General features: G+C 59.6%; 14 protein-coding genes. 12 read left to right on the top strand and 2 right to left on the bottom strand.

What is annotated here, in order from left to right:
* Positions 1 to 42 precede the first annotated feature (42 nt).
* Complete coding sequence (locus ACO07T_RS06210) at positions 43 to 1413, top strand: glutamate--cysteine ligase (RefSeq protein WP_422048701.1); 1371 nt, start codon at positions 43 to 45, stop codon at positions 1411 to 1413.
* A gap of 58 nt (positions 1414 to 1471) precedes the next feature.
* On the opposite strand, the gene ACO07T_RS06205 is transcribed toward ACO07T_RS06210, so the two are convergent.
* Complete coding sequence (locus ACO07T_RS06205) at positions 1472 to 1912, bottom strand: hypothetical protein (RefSeq protein WP_422048700.1); 441 nt, start codon at positions 1910 to 1912, stop codon at positions 1472 to 1474.
* 683 nt (positions 1913 to 2595) lie between these two features.
* Between ACO07T_RS06205 and uxaC the strand changes: the two genes are divergently transcribed.
* The 11 genes from uxaC (at position 2596) to dctP (ending at position 14540) form a co-directional block, all read left to right on the top strand.
* Positions 2596 to 4011 carry a glucuronate isomerase gene (uxaC, locus tag ACO07T_RS06200; protein ID WP_422048699.1) on the top strand — a complete coding sequence of 472 codons (1416 nt, stop codon included), beginning with the start codon at positions 2596 to 2598 and terminating at the stop codon, positions 4009 to 4011.
* Between the two features lie 825 nt (positions 4012 to 4836).
* Positions 4837 to 5580: an IspD/TarI family cytidylyltransferase gene (locus ACO07T_RS06195; protein ID WP_422048698.1), complete on the top strand. Its 744-nt coding sequence runs from the start codon at positions 4837 to 4839 to the stop codon at positions 5578 to 5580.
* On the top strand, positions 5573 to 6277 hold the full coding sequence (locus ACO07T_RS06190) for an SDR family NAD(P)-dependent oxidoreductase (protein ID WP_422048697.1): 705 nt from the start codon (positions 5573 to 5575) through the stop codon (positions 6275 to 6277). Before ACO07T_RS06195 ends, ACO07T_RS06190 begins: the two co-directional genes overlap by 8 nt.
* A 4-nt stretch (positions 6278 to 6281) precedes the next feature.
* Positions 6282 to 7559, top strand: coding sequence for a hypothetical protein (locus tag ACO07T_RS06185; protein ID WP_422048696.1), 1278 nt, complete (start codon positions 6282 to 6284; stop codon positions 7557 to 7559).
* 137 nt (positions 7560 to 7696) lie between these two features.
* Positions 7697 to 8887 carry a hypothetical protein gene (locus ACO07T_RS06180; RefSeq protein WP_422048695.1) on the top strand — a complete coding sequence of 397 codons (1191 nt, stop codon included), beginning with the start codon at positions 7697 to 7699 and terminating at the stop codon, positions 8885 to 8887.
* A 9-nt stretch (positions 8888 to 8896) separates the two neighbouring features.
* Positions 8897 to 9664 (top strand): ABC transporter permease, encoded by a 768-nt coding sequence (locus ACO07T_RS06175; protein ID WP_209080672.1) that lies wholly within the window; start codon positions 8897 to 8899, stop codon positions 9662 to 9664.
* Between the two features lie 3 nt (positions 9665 to 9667).
* Positions 9668 to 10318 (top strand): ABC transporter ATP-binding protein, encoded by a 651-nt coding sequence (locus ACO07T_RS06170; RefSeq protein ID WP_209065862.1) that lies wholly within the window; start codon positions 9668 to 9670, stop codon positions 10316 to 10318.
* 158 nt (positions 10319 to 10476) lie between these two features.
* Complete coding sequence (locus ACO07T_RS06165; protein ID WP_422048694.1) at positions 10477 to 11253, top strand: DeoR/GlpR family DNA-binding transcription regulator; 777 nt, start codon at positions 10477 to 10479, stop codon at positions 11251 to 11253.
* Positions 11254 to 11362: 109 nt separating this feature from the next.
* On the top strand, positions 11363 to 11950 hold the full coding sequence (locus tag ACO07T_RS06160; protein WP_422048692.1) for a TRAP transporter small permease: 588 nt from the start codon (positions 11363 to 11365) through the stop codon (positions 11948 to 11950).
* Positions 11950 to 13446 (top strand): TRAP transporter large permease, encoded by a 1497-nt coding sequence (locus ACO07T_RS06155; protein WP_422048691.1) that lies wholly within the window; start codon positions 11950 to 11952, stop codon positions 13444 to 13446. Before ACO07T_RS06160 ends, ACO07T_RS06155 begins: the two co-directional genes overlap by 1 nt.
* A 35-nt stretch (positions 13447 to 13481) precedes the next feature.
* The gene (gene dctP, locus ACO07T_RS06150; protein WP_422048690.1) at positions 13482 to 14540 is read left to right on the top strand and encodes a TRAP transporter substrate-binding protein DctP; all 1059 of its coding nucleotides are present in this window, start codon (positions 13482 to 13484) and stop codon (positions 14538 to 14540) included.
* Positions 14541 to 14606: 66 nt separating this feature from the next.
* Here the strand turns inward: dctP and ACO07T_RS06145 are convergent, their stop codons facing one another.
* Positions 14607 to 15080 (bottom strand): tetratricopeptide repeat protein, encoded by a 474-nt coding sequence (locus ACO07T_RS06145; RefSeq protein WP_422048688.1) that lies wholly within the window; start codon positions 15078 to 15080, stop codon positions 14607 to 14609.
* Positions 15081 to 15140: the final 60 nt, after the last annotated feature.

Genomic DNA, 15140 nt, shown 5'->3' with positions numbered 1-15140 from the left:
CCACAGACGCCTGAAACCAGTCTCAGGAGCAGAGCAAACGCCATGTCCATTCCCCAGTCCGGCGGCGGCCCGATCGAGCATCATGACCAGTTGGCTGAATACCTCAGCTCCGGCTGTAAGCCGCGCGAAGACTGGCGGATCGGCACCGAGCATGAGAAATTCGGCTACTGCAAGGACAGCCTGAAACCCCTGCCATATGAGGGCGAACGCTCTATTCTGGCGGTGCTGGAAGGGCTGCGCGACGGCCATGGCTGGGCCCCTCTGGAAGAGGGCGGCAAGCTGATCGGTCTGGAGAAAGACGGCGCCAATGTGAGCCTTGAGCCCGGTGGGCAGCTGGAGCTGTCTGGCGCGCCTTTGGAGAACATCCACCAGACCTGTGATGAGGTGAATCAGCACCTCAAGGATGTGAAAGACATCGCCGACAAGATCGGCGTAGGCTTCATCGGGCTGGGCTCGGCCCCGATCTGGAGCCATGAAGAGATGCCGGTGATGCCCAAAGGGCGTTACAAGCTGATGACCGATTACATGGACCGCGTGGGCACCATGGGCAAGGTCATGATGTATCGCACCTGCACCGTGCAGGTGAACCTCGACTTCTCAAGCGAAGCGGACATGGTGCAGAAGCTGCGCGTGGCGCTGGCGCTGCAGCCGGTGGCCAATGCGCTGTTTGCCAATTCGCCGTTTCTAGATGGCAAGCCCAATGGGGTGAAATCCACCCGGGGTCTGGTATGGCGGCATCTGGATGATGCGCGCACGGGCATGCTGCCGTTTGTGTTTGAAGAGGGCTTCGGCTTTGAGCGCTGGGTGCAATATGCGCTCGATGTGCCGATGTATTTTGTCTACCGCGACGGCAAATACATTGACGCGCTGGGCATGAGCTTCCGCGATTTCCTCAAAGGCGAGCTGCCTGCGCTGCCCGGTGAGACGCCAACCCTGAGCGATTGGGCAGACCACCTGACCACCGCTTTCCCGGAAGCACGGATCAAGAAATTCATGGAGATGCGCGGGGCGGATGGTGGCCCGTGGCGGCGTCTCTGTGCGCTGCCGGCCTTCTGGGTGGGGCTGATGTATGATCAGTCGGCGCTGGATGCGGCCTGGGATCTGGTCAAAGGCTGGGATGCGGAGACCCGCGAGGCGCTGCGTGTGGCCGCGAGCGAACAGGCGCTGCAGGCGCAGGTGGGCAAGATCAACATGCATGAGCTGGCACGCGAAGTGCTGAAGATCTCTGAAGCGGGCCTGAAGGCGCGTGGTCAGGCCGGAGCTGGCGGGCTGGTGCCGGATGAGACACACTTCCTCAGCGCGTTGCAGGAAAGCGTAGAAAGCGGTCAGGTGCCTGCTGATGAGCTGTTGGCGCAGTATCACGGGGATTGGGGCGGCGATCTGACCAAGATCTACGGCGAACACAGCTACTGATTTTTAGGCTGATTTGAAGGGCTGCCCTCTCAGGTGAGGGCGGTCGCCGGAGGCGCATCTACAGCAGATGCGCTTCTTGCCGGCAGGGCTCGGGGAATTGGGCGATCTCTTCGTCAGAGAGATCGAGGATAGCAAAGACCTCAGGATAGCCCTGCACAATCATGACATCGTTGTCGTATTGCATGGCCTGCGCGAGGTCGATGAACATATCGGCAAAGCCGGTTGAGGCCTTGTCCGGCGCAATCAGGCAGACGGTGATCTTGTGGCCGTATCTGGCATGGATCTCTTGTGAGGTCTTGGCAAAGGCGAGCAGCTCGTCAAAGCCGATGTCAAAATCGGTCACCGCGCTGAAATCCACAACCTCATTCATGCCGCGTTTGTAATCCTCAGAGAAGTAAACCTCGCGCCAAGGGTCTCGGAGGCCGTCAAGTGTTACACGGCCGGAATACATAACATGCACCACGGAGAGGTCTTTGAGGATGTTGGCTTTGGAGGACATGTTGTCGGTTCCGAAAATGTCTTGTCTCCGCTCAGGGCGGAGGTCGTGAATAATCTTAGCGGCTGGTGTGCCCAGTTCTAGAAGTCTGATCTGCACAGGTGCAGTTAAACCTTTACTAAAACTATAGCTACTTCTCGGATCTCAAAGAAAAAAGAGTAAATTGAATGCAAATTTCTTTGCCGCAAGCGCTGCGTCGCGTTCCGGGCGGTCAGGGAAGTTTGGCACGCATACAGCCTTGGGGCGAATGTGATTGAGCGCGATCTTGATTTGAGCCGGTGATCCACGGCCCTGATGTGGCGCATAAGCGTCGGACGCAAGGCAAGGTGATACCGATCCGGCCATTTTTTGTCTGACAGGCCAAACCTTTGCGGATTTTAGGCATTTGCCTGTGTGAAAAGGGCGCGTGTGGCCACTGATCCAGCTGCGCACATCTGGGGGATGTGCGGTGCTGGTGCCGGGACCGTTTCAGCATGAGAGATCTGGTGAGTTTGGCAGTCGTTTCGGCCGCGTGTCTCAGGCGTCGCGCTGGACTTGAGCGCTGTCGCGTTAGTGTCTCGTAAATCAATCTGTGGGCATCTGGGAGAGACCAGAATAGAGCGCTGCCCGTGAGGTCAAAGGACGTCAAAGGCGCGCGTCATGCGGTCGCTTGGGCCGCTTGGACTAGCAGAGAGAGAACAAGAACAATGGGCGAAGCCGTAATGAACCTTGTAAGTCACTCCGTGCCGACACTGCAGTTGTCGGATGCGGCGCTTGATATTTATGAGGGTGTGCAGGCGCTGCCAATTGTCTCGCCGCATGGGCATTGTTTGCCGGAGTGGTTTGCCGAGAACCGCCCGTTCTCAGACCCGGCTGAAGTCTTCATTGATCCGGATGTCTCCGTGATCCGCATGTTGCTGAGCCAGGGTGTCTGGCTGGAAGACATCGGCATCGGTGTGCCCAGAGAGGCACGTAACCCGCGTGCGGCGTTCCAGCTGTTTGCCAACCACTGGCACAAGTTCCGCGGCACGCCGAGTCATCTGTGGATTTCCCATGCGCTTGTGCATGTATTTGGTGTGGCGATGCCGCTGAACGCGGAGACCGCAGACAGCATTTATGATCGCGTGGATGCGGAGCTGAAATCCTCGCGCATGCGGCCTCAGGCGCTGTTGCAGAGCTTCAATATTGATGCGCTGGCCACAACCGACAGCGCGCTTGATGATTTAACCAGCCACAAGGCGGCGCGTCTGCAGAAACTGCGCGGCAAGATCATTCCCACATTCCGCCCGGACTCTGTGCTCGACCCAACCCATCCGGATTTCCGCGCCGACGTTGCAACGTTGGGGGAAATCACGGGCGAAAACACCGCGAGCTTTGCCGGATATCTTGAGGCGCTGCGTGAACGGCGGGCCTATTTCATGGCCAATGGCGGCACAGCGACCGACCACGAAGTGGGCGAGCTGGCGACATGCCACATGACGGAAAAGCGTGCGGCGACATTGTTTGCCAAGGCGCTGGCGGGCAAGATCACTCCGAAAGAGGCGCAGGGCTTTTACGGGCATATGCTGACCGAAATGGCGCAGATGTCATTTGAAGACGGGCTGGTGATGCAGATCCGTGCCGGGAGCATGCGCAACACCAACAAGGTGCTGCACGGAAAATACGGCCCGCAAGTAGGGGCCGATATGCCGGTTGGCGCCAATTGGGTGCATGGCTTGGATGCGCTTCTGGCACGTGTGGGCAATGTGCGGCAAATGAGCATTGTGCTCTTTACCCTGGATGAAAGCGCCTTTTCCCGCGAGCTTGCGCCGATGGTCAGCCATTGGCCAGCGCTGCGCCTTGGCGCGCCATGGCGGTATTCGGCCAGTTCCAACGGCATCGCCCGCTATCTGGATCAGGTGGTGGAGACCGCCGGATATTGGAACCTCGCCGGGTTCACGGATGACACGCGGGCGTTTATGTCCATTCCGGCGCGCCACGATATGTGGCGGCGCGGGGTGAGCCAGCATCTGGCGCAGCAGCGTGCGCGCGGTGTGCTGACCCGCGCTGATGCCAATGAGATCGCCCGGCTGCTGTGTCGAGATCTGGCGATCGACGCCTATAAGCTTGGCAGTGTTGTGTGATCTGTAAGCCGCCCTTTGGGCGGCTTTCTTTTTGCGCGCTTTCTACCTGAGCGGGTGTCTGATTCTTTCCAAGTGATGCGTGTGGCCTGTGCCGGAGGCAGATTTTGCCTTGCGGCCTGTGTTTTGGGGCAGGTTTGAAAGCGGTATTTGCCTCAAATGCGCGGGGTTTGAGTCAGCTTTTGTTAAGGGATTGGCGGCTGGATCAGGGGGGATTTCGGGGTTTTCGGAGCGTTGGAGCGCGTTCTCTAACGTGGCGTGAAACCTGCAATGTGCTTAAAAATAAAGGAAAACTGCGAATCTCTTCCCTGGGTTGTGGAGCGGGTGCGGCGCGATGGAGCAGCATGCCTCGGCCTGAGTGTCGAAGAGGAACTGCGGTACTGCCGCCTGCCGCAGGGGCAAGAAGGCGCGCGTTGCGCGGACTGTGCCCCGAATTCTGCACAAGTGTTATCAGATCAGTAACCACTTTCGCCAAAAATGGAGTCACGGAGACAAGAAATGGCTTCGTGATCGCCGCCGTACAGAAGTGCATTTGGCGACAATGGAAAAAGTCCATTTGTACCATTGGGTTACGCCCGTTGGGCGCGAAACAGAAAGTTGACGACCAAAATGGATACAGACGTAAGAACCGCTGGTCTCAGGCATCATTCCGAAGAGCTTTCGGGATGTGCACTGGGCGGTGCGGCTGGGGGCGCTAACCTGATCGGGCAGGGTGCCCCTGAGGGTGCAATTCGCAGGTTAGCCCCCAAGTCTGGCCCTGACGGCGCCTGCCAGCCGATGTTTCGCTCGCAACGGGGGGCGCAAACCAGCGCATAAAGGCGACGCCTGATGAATTTACACCCACTGACACGTCCGCTTTGCACCCCTCAGGTCTCTTTTCTGCTGCTGTCTGGCGGCGTGGGCGCACGGGCGGAACATCATGAACCCAAACAGTTTTACAAACTCGCCGGCCACCCGATGGTGGCGCATTCGCTGATTGCGGCGGTGCGCTCGCCGCATGTGGGCGAGGTCCTGATCAACGCGCCAGAAGGGTTTGAAGAGCGCACGCAACAGCTTATGGAAGCCTATTGCGGCAGCCTGCCGTTTCAGGTGGTGCCCGCCGGAGCAACCCGTCAGGAAAGCTGCGCGGCGCTGGTGGCGGCGGCGTCTCACGATGTTGTTGTGCTGCATGAGGCGGCGCGGCCGTTCATCAACCCCGAGATGCTGAGCGATCTGATCACCTGTGAGGCCGAAAACGCGGGCTATTGCCATGCGATCGCCTTTTCCATGTGTCGGATTGATACCGAAACCCGTCAGGTGCGGCGCGGCGTGTCGCGCGACCGGGTGTTTGACATTCAGCTGCCGCAGAAATTTGACCGCGACACGCTGCAAAAGGCGCATGTTGCGGCGCGCAACACCGGTGCGGTTTATAATGAGGACAGCGTCATGGTCGTGGAAATGACCGGACAGCCGGTGCAGGCGCTGGAAGGGTTCAGCCGCAACCGGAAAGTGACGACGCCCGAGGATTTTGTGATCGCGCAAGAGATGATGAAGGGGTTTCACAGCAACAGAAAGGCCGCCGCCCATGACTAAGACTGTTTTGATCAGCGGCGCCTCCAGAGGCATCGGGCTGGCCACGGCGCGGCGCTTTGCCCGCGGCATGGATGATGTGGCCTGCATCGTGATGGTGGCGCGCCGCTCAAGGCATTTTGACGATGCGGTGGCAGAGGTGCGCGCGATTGCTGGCAACCGTCAGATTGTGGCGGTTGAGGCGGATCTCTCTGATCCGCAGGCGGTGTCGGATGTGTTTGACCGGCTCGCAGCGGAAAATATCGCCATCACTGCCATTGTGAACAACGCGGGTTTCACCAAGCCTGCCTCAATCAATGAAACCGACATGGCGGATTTTCAGCGCACGATGCAGATCAATCTCTATGCGCCGTTCCGCTTTGTGCAAGAGGCGCTGCTGCGCAGTCATCCCCTTGAAAAGGTGATCAATATTGCTTCCACAGCGGGTGTGAACGGGCGCTCTGGCTGGATGAGTTATTCCACCTCCAAGGCGGCGGTGATCAATATGTCAGAGGTCATGCGCGAGGAGCTTGCGCCTTACGGTATTGATGTGGTCTGCCTGAGCCCCGGGCGCTGCGCCACCGATCTGCGCAAGACATTGGCCCCGGATGAAGACCCCAGCACGATCATGCAGCCGGAGCATGTGGCGGATGTGATCGCGATGATGTCCTCCCCTGCGGGCAAGATGCTGATGAGCGAAAATCTGGTGGTGCGCTTGTGATCTGATGCTTCTGGCGCGCACTCCCAATCCGGATATTTCCCCCAAAAAACCGGCTGCCGCGCCGGAACTTCAGGATATGGAGACGGGGCAAGTGCGCTTGTCCTCGGCTCTCGATGGGCTGCCGGATCAGGCGGTCTATCTGGACAGTCCGGTGCTCTCTGCAGTGACACAGATCCGGCCGTTTTTTGAAAGCGGGGCTTTTGGCGTCACTGACACGCCACTGTTTTTGCGTCAGAAATCTCTGCTGCGCCTGCAGCGCGCCTTGGGGCGGTTGCCTCAGGAACTGGATGTCAGATGGATCAAGGGACGGGCCGCGCGCCTGCCGGTGGCGGCGGGCGGGGTGGTGTTTTATCCGTTTAATGCGCGCTCCAATCTGCAGACGGTCACGCGGCGGGATATTCGTCATGTGCTGACCCTGCATGGGGAGAGCAACAAAGGCGCGTCGATGCGCCCGGCCGCACGGATTTATGATTATGTCTCCATCGCCGGGCCACTGGCGCGGGACCGCTATCTGAAGGCGGGGATTTTCACCGCTGATGACATGGACAGAGGGCGGCTGGTGATGATGGGCGACACCTTTGTGCAGCCCATGCCGGAGATCCGCGCCGCGCGCAGCTCTGATGCGGATCCGGCCCTGTTTTACGCGCCAACCTGGGAAGGCTTTGGCGGGCATGCGGACAATTACAGCTCACTCTCGGGCCTGCGCGGCTTTGCGGCGGTTTTGGCAGCGGCCGATGCGATGGGCCTGCGCCGTGTCGTGATCAAACCGCACCCCTATCTTGGCCTGCTGCGCCCCGCGATCACCCGCAGCTTTGTGGCCGGGGTGCGCCAGCTGCAGCAGGCGGGGCTGCGGGTCTCGGTGATGATGGAAGACGCCAGCGTGCCGCTGCGCCTTGCGTGTCTGCGCGCGTTGCGCAGGGCGCAGCATTTTGTGCCGGATCGCGCCGCGCCGCTGCCGGTTGCGCTGGGGCTGTGCGATGTCTCCGGAATGGAGGCGATCTTTCTCAAGCAGCGCATCGCCCATCTGGTTCTGAGCCGCGAAGACGCGGTACCGCGCGAAATGGCCCCGCTCTATCTGCGCAAGGCGCTGTTGCCGGAGAGTGATGTGAGGCGGGTGATGACGCGCTATCTGGCGGAGGCTGCGGAGATCGACGCCGCCCACCGCGCGCAGGTGTTTGGCTGGACAGAGCCGTCGTTGGCAGACCGGTCAACCTTCGCCGCGCGCGGCTGGCTTCTGGAGTATGTGAAACGTGATCCGTTCTGGCGTGTGGCGGGCGGGTGAGGCGGCAGGAGTGCGGCAGGATTTGTTGGTGCATGTGGAGATGCTGACATTTCGTAAACCCTTCGGGCGTAAACTGGGCAGTAACCAATGGGGCCGCGGGCCTCACATTCCGCCAGAAGGGGCCAGAAAGGGACGGCATGGCTGAAATCAAAGTGCTCAAACCGGTGCCCGCGTTTGATGGCCCTCTTGGCGTTGTGCAGGCGGGGCCGAAAGACGCGCCGCACCGGCGCAGACGCTGGGGGTTGCTGGCCTCATTTGTGGCGCTGTTTCTGCTGCCGCTGGCCATGGCGGCGAGCTATTTCGGCTTTGTTGCGACAGACCGTTACGCGGCCAGCGCGAGCTTTGTGATCCGCTCTCTTGATGGTGGCGGCACGCCGGATCTGATGGCTTCGGTCACCGGATTTCCCGCCAGCAGCAGCCACACCTCTGACAGCTATGTGGTGCGCAACTATCTGGAAAGCCCGGACCTTCTGCGTGAGATCGATGACGAGCTCAATCTGCGGGGTCATTTCTCCCAAGACCATATTGACCCGATCGCCCGTCTGAGCCCGGAGAGCAGCTTTGAGGATATGGTGGAGTATTGGCAGTGGCGCATCAGCACGAGCTATGACAGCACCACCGGCATTGTGAGCTTTGAGGTGCAGGCCTTTGATCCCGGCACGGCGGTGCGGGTGGCGCGCAGCGCGCTGGCGGCCGCGGACCGGCTGGTCAACGACCTTTCTGAGACCGCGCGGCGGGACTCGGTGCAATTTGCCGCTGATGAGGTGGCCCGTGCCGAGGCGCGGGTGCGTGATGTGAGCCTTGATCTGGTGGCCTTTCGTGCAGAAAGCGGTGCGGTGGATCCGATGGTCAATGCGCAACTGGATGCTGAACTGGTCTCGTCGCTGGAGGCCAAGCTGGTGAAAGTGCAGTCCCAGATTGATGAGGTGGCGGGCTCTGTCGGGGAGAATTCGCCCATCCTGAAACAGCTCAACCGTCAGGCCAAAGCCTATCGCCAGCAGATTGCAGAGCGCAAAAGCCTGATCGGCGCGGCCGGGCAGGCGGCAAGCGCCAAAACCGCGGAAACGCTGGCGGGCTATGAAGCGCTGGTGATCGAGAAGCAATTTGCCGAACAGACCTATGCCTCCGCCATGGCCTCGCTGGAAGCTGCGCGGCTGGATGCGGATCGGCAGCAGCGCTATCTCGGCGTGTTTGCCCGCCCTTTTGTGCCCAGTGAGCCGGCTTACCCGCTGCGGCTTCGGGATTTTCTGCTGATTGCCGCCGCCGCTTTTGCCGTCTGGGCGATTGCCGCCCTTGTGGGCTATGCGGTGCGCGATCATATGCGGTGAGGGCAGGGAATGCTGCACGCGATCTGGTTGCAAATGCGGGTGGTGGCCGCGCTCACTCTGCGCGAAACGCGCATGACTTTTGGCACTTCGCATGTGGGCTATCTGTGGGCGATTGCCCAGCCGGTGATTTCCGTGGGCTTTATGGTTGGGCTGTTTTACCTGATCGGACGACAAGCGCCCTTTGGCGCATCGCTGGCGCTGTTTTTTGCCACCGCCGTGCTGACGCTGGATCTTTATAACAAGCTCTCCGTGTCGCTGATGCGGGCCTTCACCACCAACAAATCCCTGCTGAGCTACCCGATGATCAAAGAGCCCGACACGCTGTTTGCGCGGCTCACGCTGATCGCGCTGACCTTTCTGGTGATCAATGCGCTGGTTTACGGCGGGCTGATGGTGGTGGGTTGGGCGGAGCTGCCGGCCCATCCGGAACGACTGCTCTATGCCTTTGGCACCACGTGCTTTTTGGGCTTTGGCGTGGGGGCGATCAACGCCATGCTCTATCAGCGCACCCAAGCCTGGCAGCATGTGGAAAAGCTGGTGGCGCGGCCGCTGTTTTTCCTCTCTGGCGTATTTTACATCCCCTCCGCTTTGCCGCCTGAGGCGGTGGCCGTGCTCAAATGGAACCCGCTGCTGCATATCGTGGAATGGACCCGCGAAGGGTTTTACGCCAACTACCGCAGCGATGTGCTCAACATTGCCTATCCGCTGTCGCTGGCCGCCGTTTTGGTGATCATCGCGCTGTTTGCAGAGCGGATCACCCGCAAACAGAGGGCGTGAGCCGTGATCGCCTTTGAGCATGTGACCAAGGATTATCACGTCAAAGGGGTGCACAAACGCATTCTGGAGGACGCCAGCTATCAGTTTGCCGAGGGCAAAAACATCGCGCTGATGGGCCACAACGGTGTGGGCAAATCCACCATGATGCGGATGATTGCCGGGATCGAGCCGCCCACATCCGGTGCTGTGAAATGCACGGAAAAGGTCAGCTGGCCCATGGGGTTTTCCAAAGGGTTCAATGGCTTGATGACCGGCGTGGAGAATGTGCGCTTTGTCGCGCGGGTCTATGGTTGCGACACGGAACAGGTGCTGGCGCAGGTGCAGGAGTTCGCCGAACTCGGGCCTTCGCTGGATTTGCCGATTGAGACCTATTCCAGCGGTATGAAAGCGCGGCTCGCATTCGGGCTTTCGCTGGCAATCCGGTTTGAATGCTATCTGGTGGATGAAATCACCGCCGTGGGCGATCAGCGATTTCGCAAGAAAAGCGAGCATGCCCTGCGTGAGCGGATTGAGGCGTCTCGCGTGGTGATGATCTCACATTCGGAGCGCACCATCCGCGAATTTTGCGATGAGGGCGTGCTGGCCTACGGCGGGAAGCTCTATCATTATGATGATCTCAACGCCCTGATCGCGGACTACAAGCGGTTCTGCTAAACGAAAGACTAAGCACGGCCTGCGCCGTCAAAAGCGCGTTTTGAACCTGTTTTTGGTTTCGCTTTGCCTTGTAAAACGCGCCTGACTTGCGCAGATTCGCGAAACTCTCTTGGTATTTCTTTCGGTTTGATCTAGAAATCGAAAGAAACGGAGGGGAGATGATGAGGGCACGTGCCAAGACACGCGCGCGTCAGGAGGAGATCCTGAAGCTGCTCAAGCAGGCCGGGCGCGCCATGGTTGAGGAGCTGGCGGAGCGGCTGGACACCACGCCGCAAACCATCCGAAAAGACCTGACCATGTTGGCCGAGGACAACCAGATCATCCGCTTTCACGGCGGGGCGACGCTGGCGGCGGGCACGGAATATGCGGGCTTTGATGTGCGCAAGGAAATCATGCGCGATGAGAAGGATGCGATCGGGGCCACCATCGCCGCTCAAATCCCAAACCATGCCAGTGTGATCCTCAACGGCGGCACCACCACCATGGCCGTGGCCCGCCATCTGAGCCATCATGTCGGGCTGAGCGTGGTTGTGGATTCTGTGCATATTGCCAATATTTTAAGAGAGTTTCCCGGCGTTCAGGTGATGATCCCGGCTGGTGTCGTGCGGGGTGCGGATGGGGCTATTCTCGGGGCCACGGCGGTCGATTTTATCCGCAAGTTTCGCGCCGATATCGCCGTTGTCGGGGCTGCGGCCATGGGGCGTGACGGGGATCTTGTGGACTATGATCTGGAGGAAAGCGCGGTCAGCGCGGCGATCATTTCCAGTGCGCGCAACGTGATTCTGGCGCTGGACAGCTCCAAGTTCGGAAGTTTTGCGCCGGTGTCCTTTGGCACGCTGGCAGACGTGAACTCGCTGGTGACCGACGCGCAGTTCGATCCTGAGATGAAGGCCCTCGCCACGGCCCATGATGTGGGCTTTGTGGTGGCGGGGTGAGTCAAATGGGTTGACGTGTAGCTTCGTTTTGTGACCTAATCGAAAAAAACGAAATTACTTTCGATAGAAATGTGGTTTCGGCGCGATATTTTTGGGAGGATATATCGCAATGATGTTGGTCTTACGGCCTTTGGCGTGGGTGAACACCCACATTTTGCGCCTGTGCAGACGTCTGGGGGCTTTGGCGCTGGCGCTGATGGTCATCGTGATTCTGACACAGGTTTTCTGTCGCTATGTGTTGAACAATGCCTTGGCCTGGCCGGATGAAGCCGCGCGGTTTCTGATGTTGTGGCTGGTTGGTCTGATGGCGCCATCGGCGATGCGCTGGGGCGGGTTTGTCGCGATTGATACGCTGCCCAACATGCTGTCACGGGTGCCGGGGCTGGTGCTCAATCTGGTGCTGCTGTGCTTCTCATTTGCGGTGCTGATGATCGCGGTGCAGCACGGTCAGGCGCACACTTTCGGGTTTGGCGGCAACTTTGATAGCTCTTCGCTGCGCGTGCCGCTGGAGTGGATTGGCGGCGAGGGCTTCAAGATCAAGCTGCGCTATATGTACGGCTCACTGCTGTTTTGCGCGGTGATGCTGAGCGTCGTCACCGTTGAGCTGATCCTGCGCACGATTATGGCGCTGATCAGCCCCGATACCGAGCTTCCTGACACCGATGAATTTGCAATGGCCATGGGGGCGGCGGACTGATGCTGGCGTTTTTTCTACCGCTTTTCCTGATCTTCCTGATGATCGGCCTGCCGGTGTTTTTTGCGCTGCTGCTGTCGCCCGGTCTGCTGCTCTGGCTCAACGGGCAGGAGCGGGACATCGCGCTGCTGTATCGCAATGTTTACAACGGCATGGACAGCTTCCCGCTGATGGCCCTGCCGTTCTTTGTGCTTGCGGGTGAGTTGATGAACCGCGGCGGGATCACCACGCGCCTCGTGGAGTTTTCGCAAGCCCTGATGGGGCATCTGCGCGGCGGGTTGGCGCATGTGAACATACTCTCGTCGATCCTGTTCGCTGGCCTTTCGGGATCAGCTGTGGCGGACACCTCGGCGCTTGGCTCGACGCTCATTCCGGCGATGGAAAAGAACGGCTATTCGCGCAAATTTGCGGCGGCGATCACGGCGGCGAGCTCGGTGATCGGGCCGATCATCCCGCCTTCGGGTATCATGATCATCTACGCCTATGTCATGGGCGAGAGCGTGGCCGCGCTGTTCCTTGCGGGGATCGTGCCGGGCGTGCTGGTGGGCGTCGGCCTTATGGTGATGGTGCGCCTGATGGCGGATAAATATGACCTGCCCAAGGCGGAGCGGATCGTGACCGCCGGGCAGACCATCAGCAAGACCGAGGCCGGTTTCAGCTTTGTGCTGCTGCGGATCAATTTTGCCGGTGTGCTCTTTGGGATCTATGCGGCGATCAGCGCCATTCTGGCCTCCTCGGGGATGACCATTGCCGTAAATGGCTGGCTCGTGTTCCTTGTGTTCCTGCCGATTGCCCATGTGATCCTGCTGCGCATTCGCAGGACGGTGAGCGCGGATTTCCGCATCATCTGCAAAAAGGCGGTGGTGCCGCTGCAGACGCCGATCATCATTCTGGGCGGTATTCTGGTGGGGGTGTTCACCCCAACCGAGGCCTCCGCTGTCGCCGTGGGCTATGCGTTGGTTGTCGGGCTGTTCATTCTGCGCCTGCTGAAGGTGCGCGACCTGCCGGGCATTCTGATGCGCGCCGGGCTGGCAAGCGCGACCGTGCTGCTTTTGGTGGGGGCGGCGGTGGCCTTTAAAACCGTGGTGTCGCTCAGCCATGCGCCAGAGACCATGGCGGGCTTTATTTTGGGCCTGTCGGAAAACCCGCTGGTGCTGCTGTTCCTGATCAACGTGCTGCTGTTTGCGGTGGGCATGTTCCTGGACGCGGGGCCGGCGATCATCATTCTGGGGCCAATTCTGGGGCCAATCTTTGTCGATCTGGGTGTGCATCCGGTGCATTTCGCCATCATCATGAGCGTCAACCTGACCGTGGGTCTGGCGACGCCGCCGATGGGGCTTGTGCTGTTTGTGGCCAGTTCGGTTTCCGGGGAACGGGTGGAGACCATCGCCAAGGCGATCCTGCCGTTCCTCGCTGTGGAGGTCTTTGTGATCTTCCTCATCACCTATGTGCCTGCCATTTCCATGACAATTCCAAGACTAACAGGATTTGTGCAGTAACATCAAACGCTTGAACCGTATCAGGGAGGATAGACATGTTCAGCAAAACCTTTAAGGCGGTGGCGACAGCCGCGCTGGTCGCCAGCAGCGCAATCGCCGCGCAGGCGGCGGATTACACGATCCGCGCGACCGCCAACTCCAATGAAAACGACGAGGATTATGACGGCCTCGTGGTGTTCAAGAACTTCGTGGAAAGCGCGTCCAACGGGGCCATCGAGGTTGAGCTGTTCATCGGCACGCAGCTCTGCTCCAAGGGTGCAGAATGTCTGCAGGGTGTGGCTGACGGCACGATTGATGTCTACATCTCCACATCCGGCGGCGCGTCGGGCATCTTCCCCTATGTGCAGGTGCTGGACCTGCCCTATCTGATGGCCAATGACCGCATTGCAGAGACCGTGCTGGCAGGCGATTTCACCCGCAAAATGCGCGAGATGGCGCTGGCAGATTCCGGTGACAGCATTCGTCTGATGACCATCGGCAACACCGGCGGCTGGCGCAACTTTGCCAACACCAAACGCCGCGTGGCATCGCCTTCTGACATGGAAGGTCTGAAAATCCGCACCGTGGTGGCCGACCTGCCGCAGGAGCTGGTGCGTGCGTTGGGCGCGTCCCCAACCCCGATCCCATGGCCTGAGCTCTTCACCTCGTTCCAGACCGGTGTGGTGGAAGGCTCCAAAAACGGCATCACCGACATCATGGGCATGAAGTTCCCGGATGCGGGTCTGCAATATGTGACGCTCGATGGGCACGCCTACATGGGTGCGCTGTGGTGGATGAACAACCAGAAATTCCTCAGCATGCCGGAAGACATGCGCCGCGTGGTTGTGGATGGGTTCTCTGCCTTGCAGCAGGCGACTTTTGCCTCACCAAAGCGCAAGTCGATCAAAGCCTATGAAGATTTTGTCGCCGGTGGCGGGGATCTCTATGTGCCAACACCTGCGGAAAAGGCTGCGTTCAAAGAGGCTGCCGCGCCGGTTTATGACTGGTTCAAAGGCAACATCAAAGGTGGCGACGAGATCTTTGACGCGCTGACAGCTGCGGTGGCCGAAGCTGAAGCGGATATCGAAGCCGGTATGGCGTCTGATCTGAACTAAGGCGTTGATCTAAAAAAGGATTGGTGTCGGGCCGACGCAGGATTGCCGCGGCCCGACACCCCAAAATCACCGGAATGGATAGAGCCATGTCCGGTAGTCATCCACCAGAATATGGGCTTTTTGAATTTGCTCGTCCGTCATCTTTTTCACCACTTCCTCAAGGGAAATGGCCGCATCAGGATCGCCTCCGATCGCGGAAAGTGTGTACCACATGTAGGCGCGCACGAGATCGGGCGCGGGCATGCCCCGGCCGACCTCGTAGTACCAGCCGATGCCGCTCTGAGCGCCCGCGTGGCCCTTGAGCGAGGCGCGCAGGTACCACTCAAAAGCACGGACGTCATCACGCTCCACACCCAGCCCAAGCGCGTACATCACGCCAATCAATTCCTCGGCTTCCGCATTGCCGCTGTTGGCGGCTGGCAGAAGCTCCTGCATCGCTTTGGTGTACTCTTTGGCATCCATGTAATCCCGGCCGGTTTCGATCTCGGCCAAAACGGGTGTCGTGCTGGCAAAAAGTGCAGCAAAAACAAAGCGTTTCATTCTCTCTCCCTCATCGCAGTTCTTGGCGCTCTCACGTGTGCGCCCGCGTATGGGAGCCCG

The organism is Shimia sp., from assembly GCF_965227725.1.
GTDB lineage: Bacteria > Pseudomonadota > Alphaproteobacteria > Rhodobacterales > Rhodobacteraceae > Shimia.
Note: the sequence above shows the minus strand (reverse complement) of the source record. Positions and strands in the feature narration are given on the sequence as shown.

Excerpts from the sequence above, each read along its gene's own strand:
- ACO07T_RS06165 (WP_422048694.1), top strand. The coding sequence starts at position 10,477 with ATGATGAGGGCACGTGCCAAGACACGCGCGCGTCAGGAGGAGATCCTG.
- ACO07T_RS06175 (WP_209080672.1), top strand. The coding sequence starts at position 8,897 with ATGCTGCACGCGATCTGGTTGCAAATGCGGGTGGTGGCCGCGCTCACT.
- ACO07T_RS06145 (WP_422048688.1), bottom strand. The coding sequence starts at position 15,080 with ATGAAACGCTTTGTTTTTGCTGCACTTTTTGCCAGCACGACACCCGTT.
- ACO07T_RS06190 (WP_422048697.1), top strand. The coding sequence starts at position 5,573 with ATGACTAAGACTGTTTTGATCAGCGGCGCCTCCAGAGGCATCGGGCTG.
- ACO07T_RS06185 (WP_422048696.1), top strand. The coding sequence starts at position 6,282 with ATGCTTCTGGCGCGCACTCCCAATCCGGATATTTCCCCCAAAAAACCG.
- ACO07T_RS06155 (WP_422048691.1), top strand. The coding sequence starts at position 11,950 with ATGCTGGCGTTTTTTCTACCGCTTTTCCTGATCTTCCTGATGATCGGC.
- ACO07T_RS06180 (WP_422048695.1), top strand. The coding sequence starts at position 7,697 with ATGGCTGAAATCAAAGTGCTCAAACCGGTGCCCGCGTTTGATGGCCCT.
- uxaC (WP_422048699.1), top strand. The coding sequence starts at position 2,596 with ATGGGCGAAGCCGTAATGAACCTTGTAAGTCACTCCGTGCCGACACTG.
- ACO07T_RS06205 (WP_422048700.1), bottom strand. The coding sequence starts at position 1,912 with ATGTCCTCCAAAGCCAACATCCTCAAAGACCTCTCCGTGGTGCATGTT.
- dctP (WP_422048690.1), top strand. The coding sequence starts at position 13,482 with ATGTTCAGCAAAACCTTTAAGGCGGTGGCGACAGCCGCGCTGGTCGCC.
- ACO07T_RS06160 (WP_422048692.1), top strand. The coding sequence starts at position 11,363 with ATGATGTTGGTCTTACGGCCTTTGGCGTGGGTGAACACCCACATTTTG.
- ACO07T_RS06210 (WP_422048701.1), top strand. The coding sequence starts at position 43 with ATGTCCATTCCCCAGTCCGGCGGCGGCCCGATCGAGCATCATGACCAG.
- ACO07T_RS06195 (WP_422048698.1), top strand. The coding sequence starts at position 4,837 with ATGAATTTACACCCACTGACACGTCCGCTTTGCACCCCTCAGGTCTCT.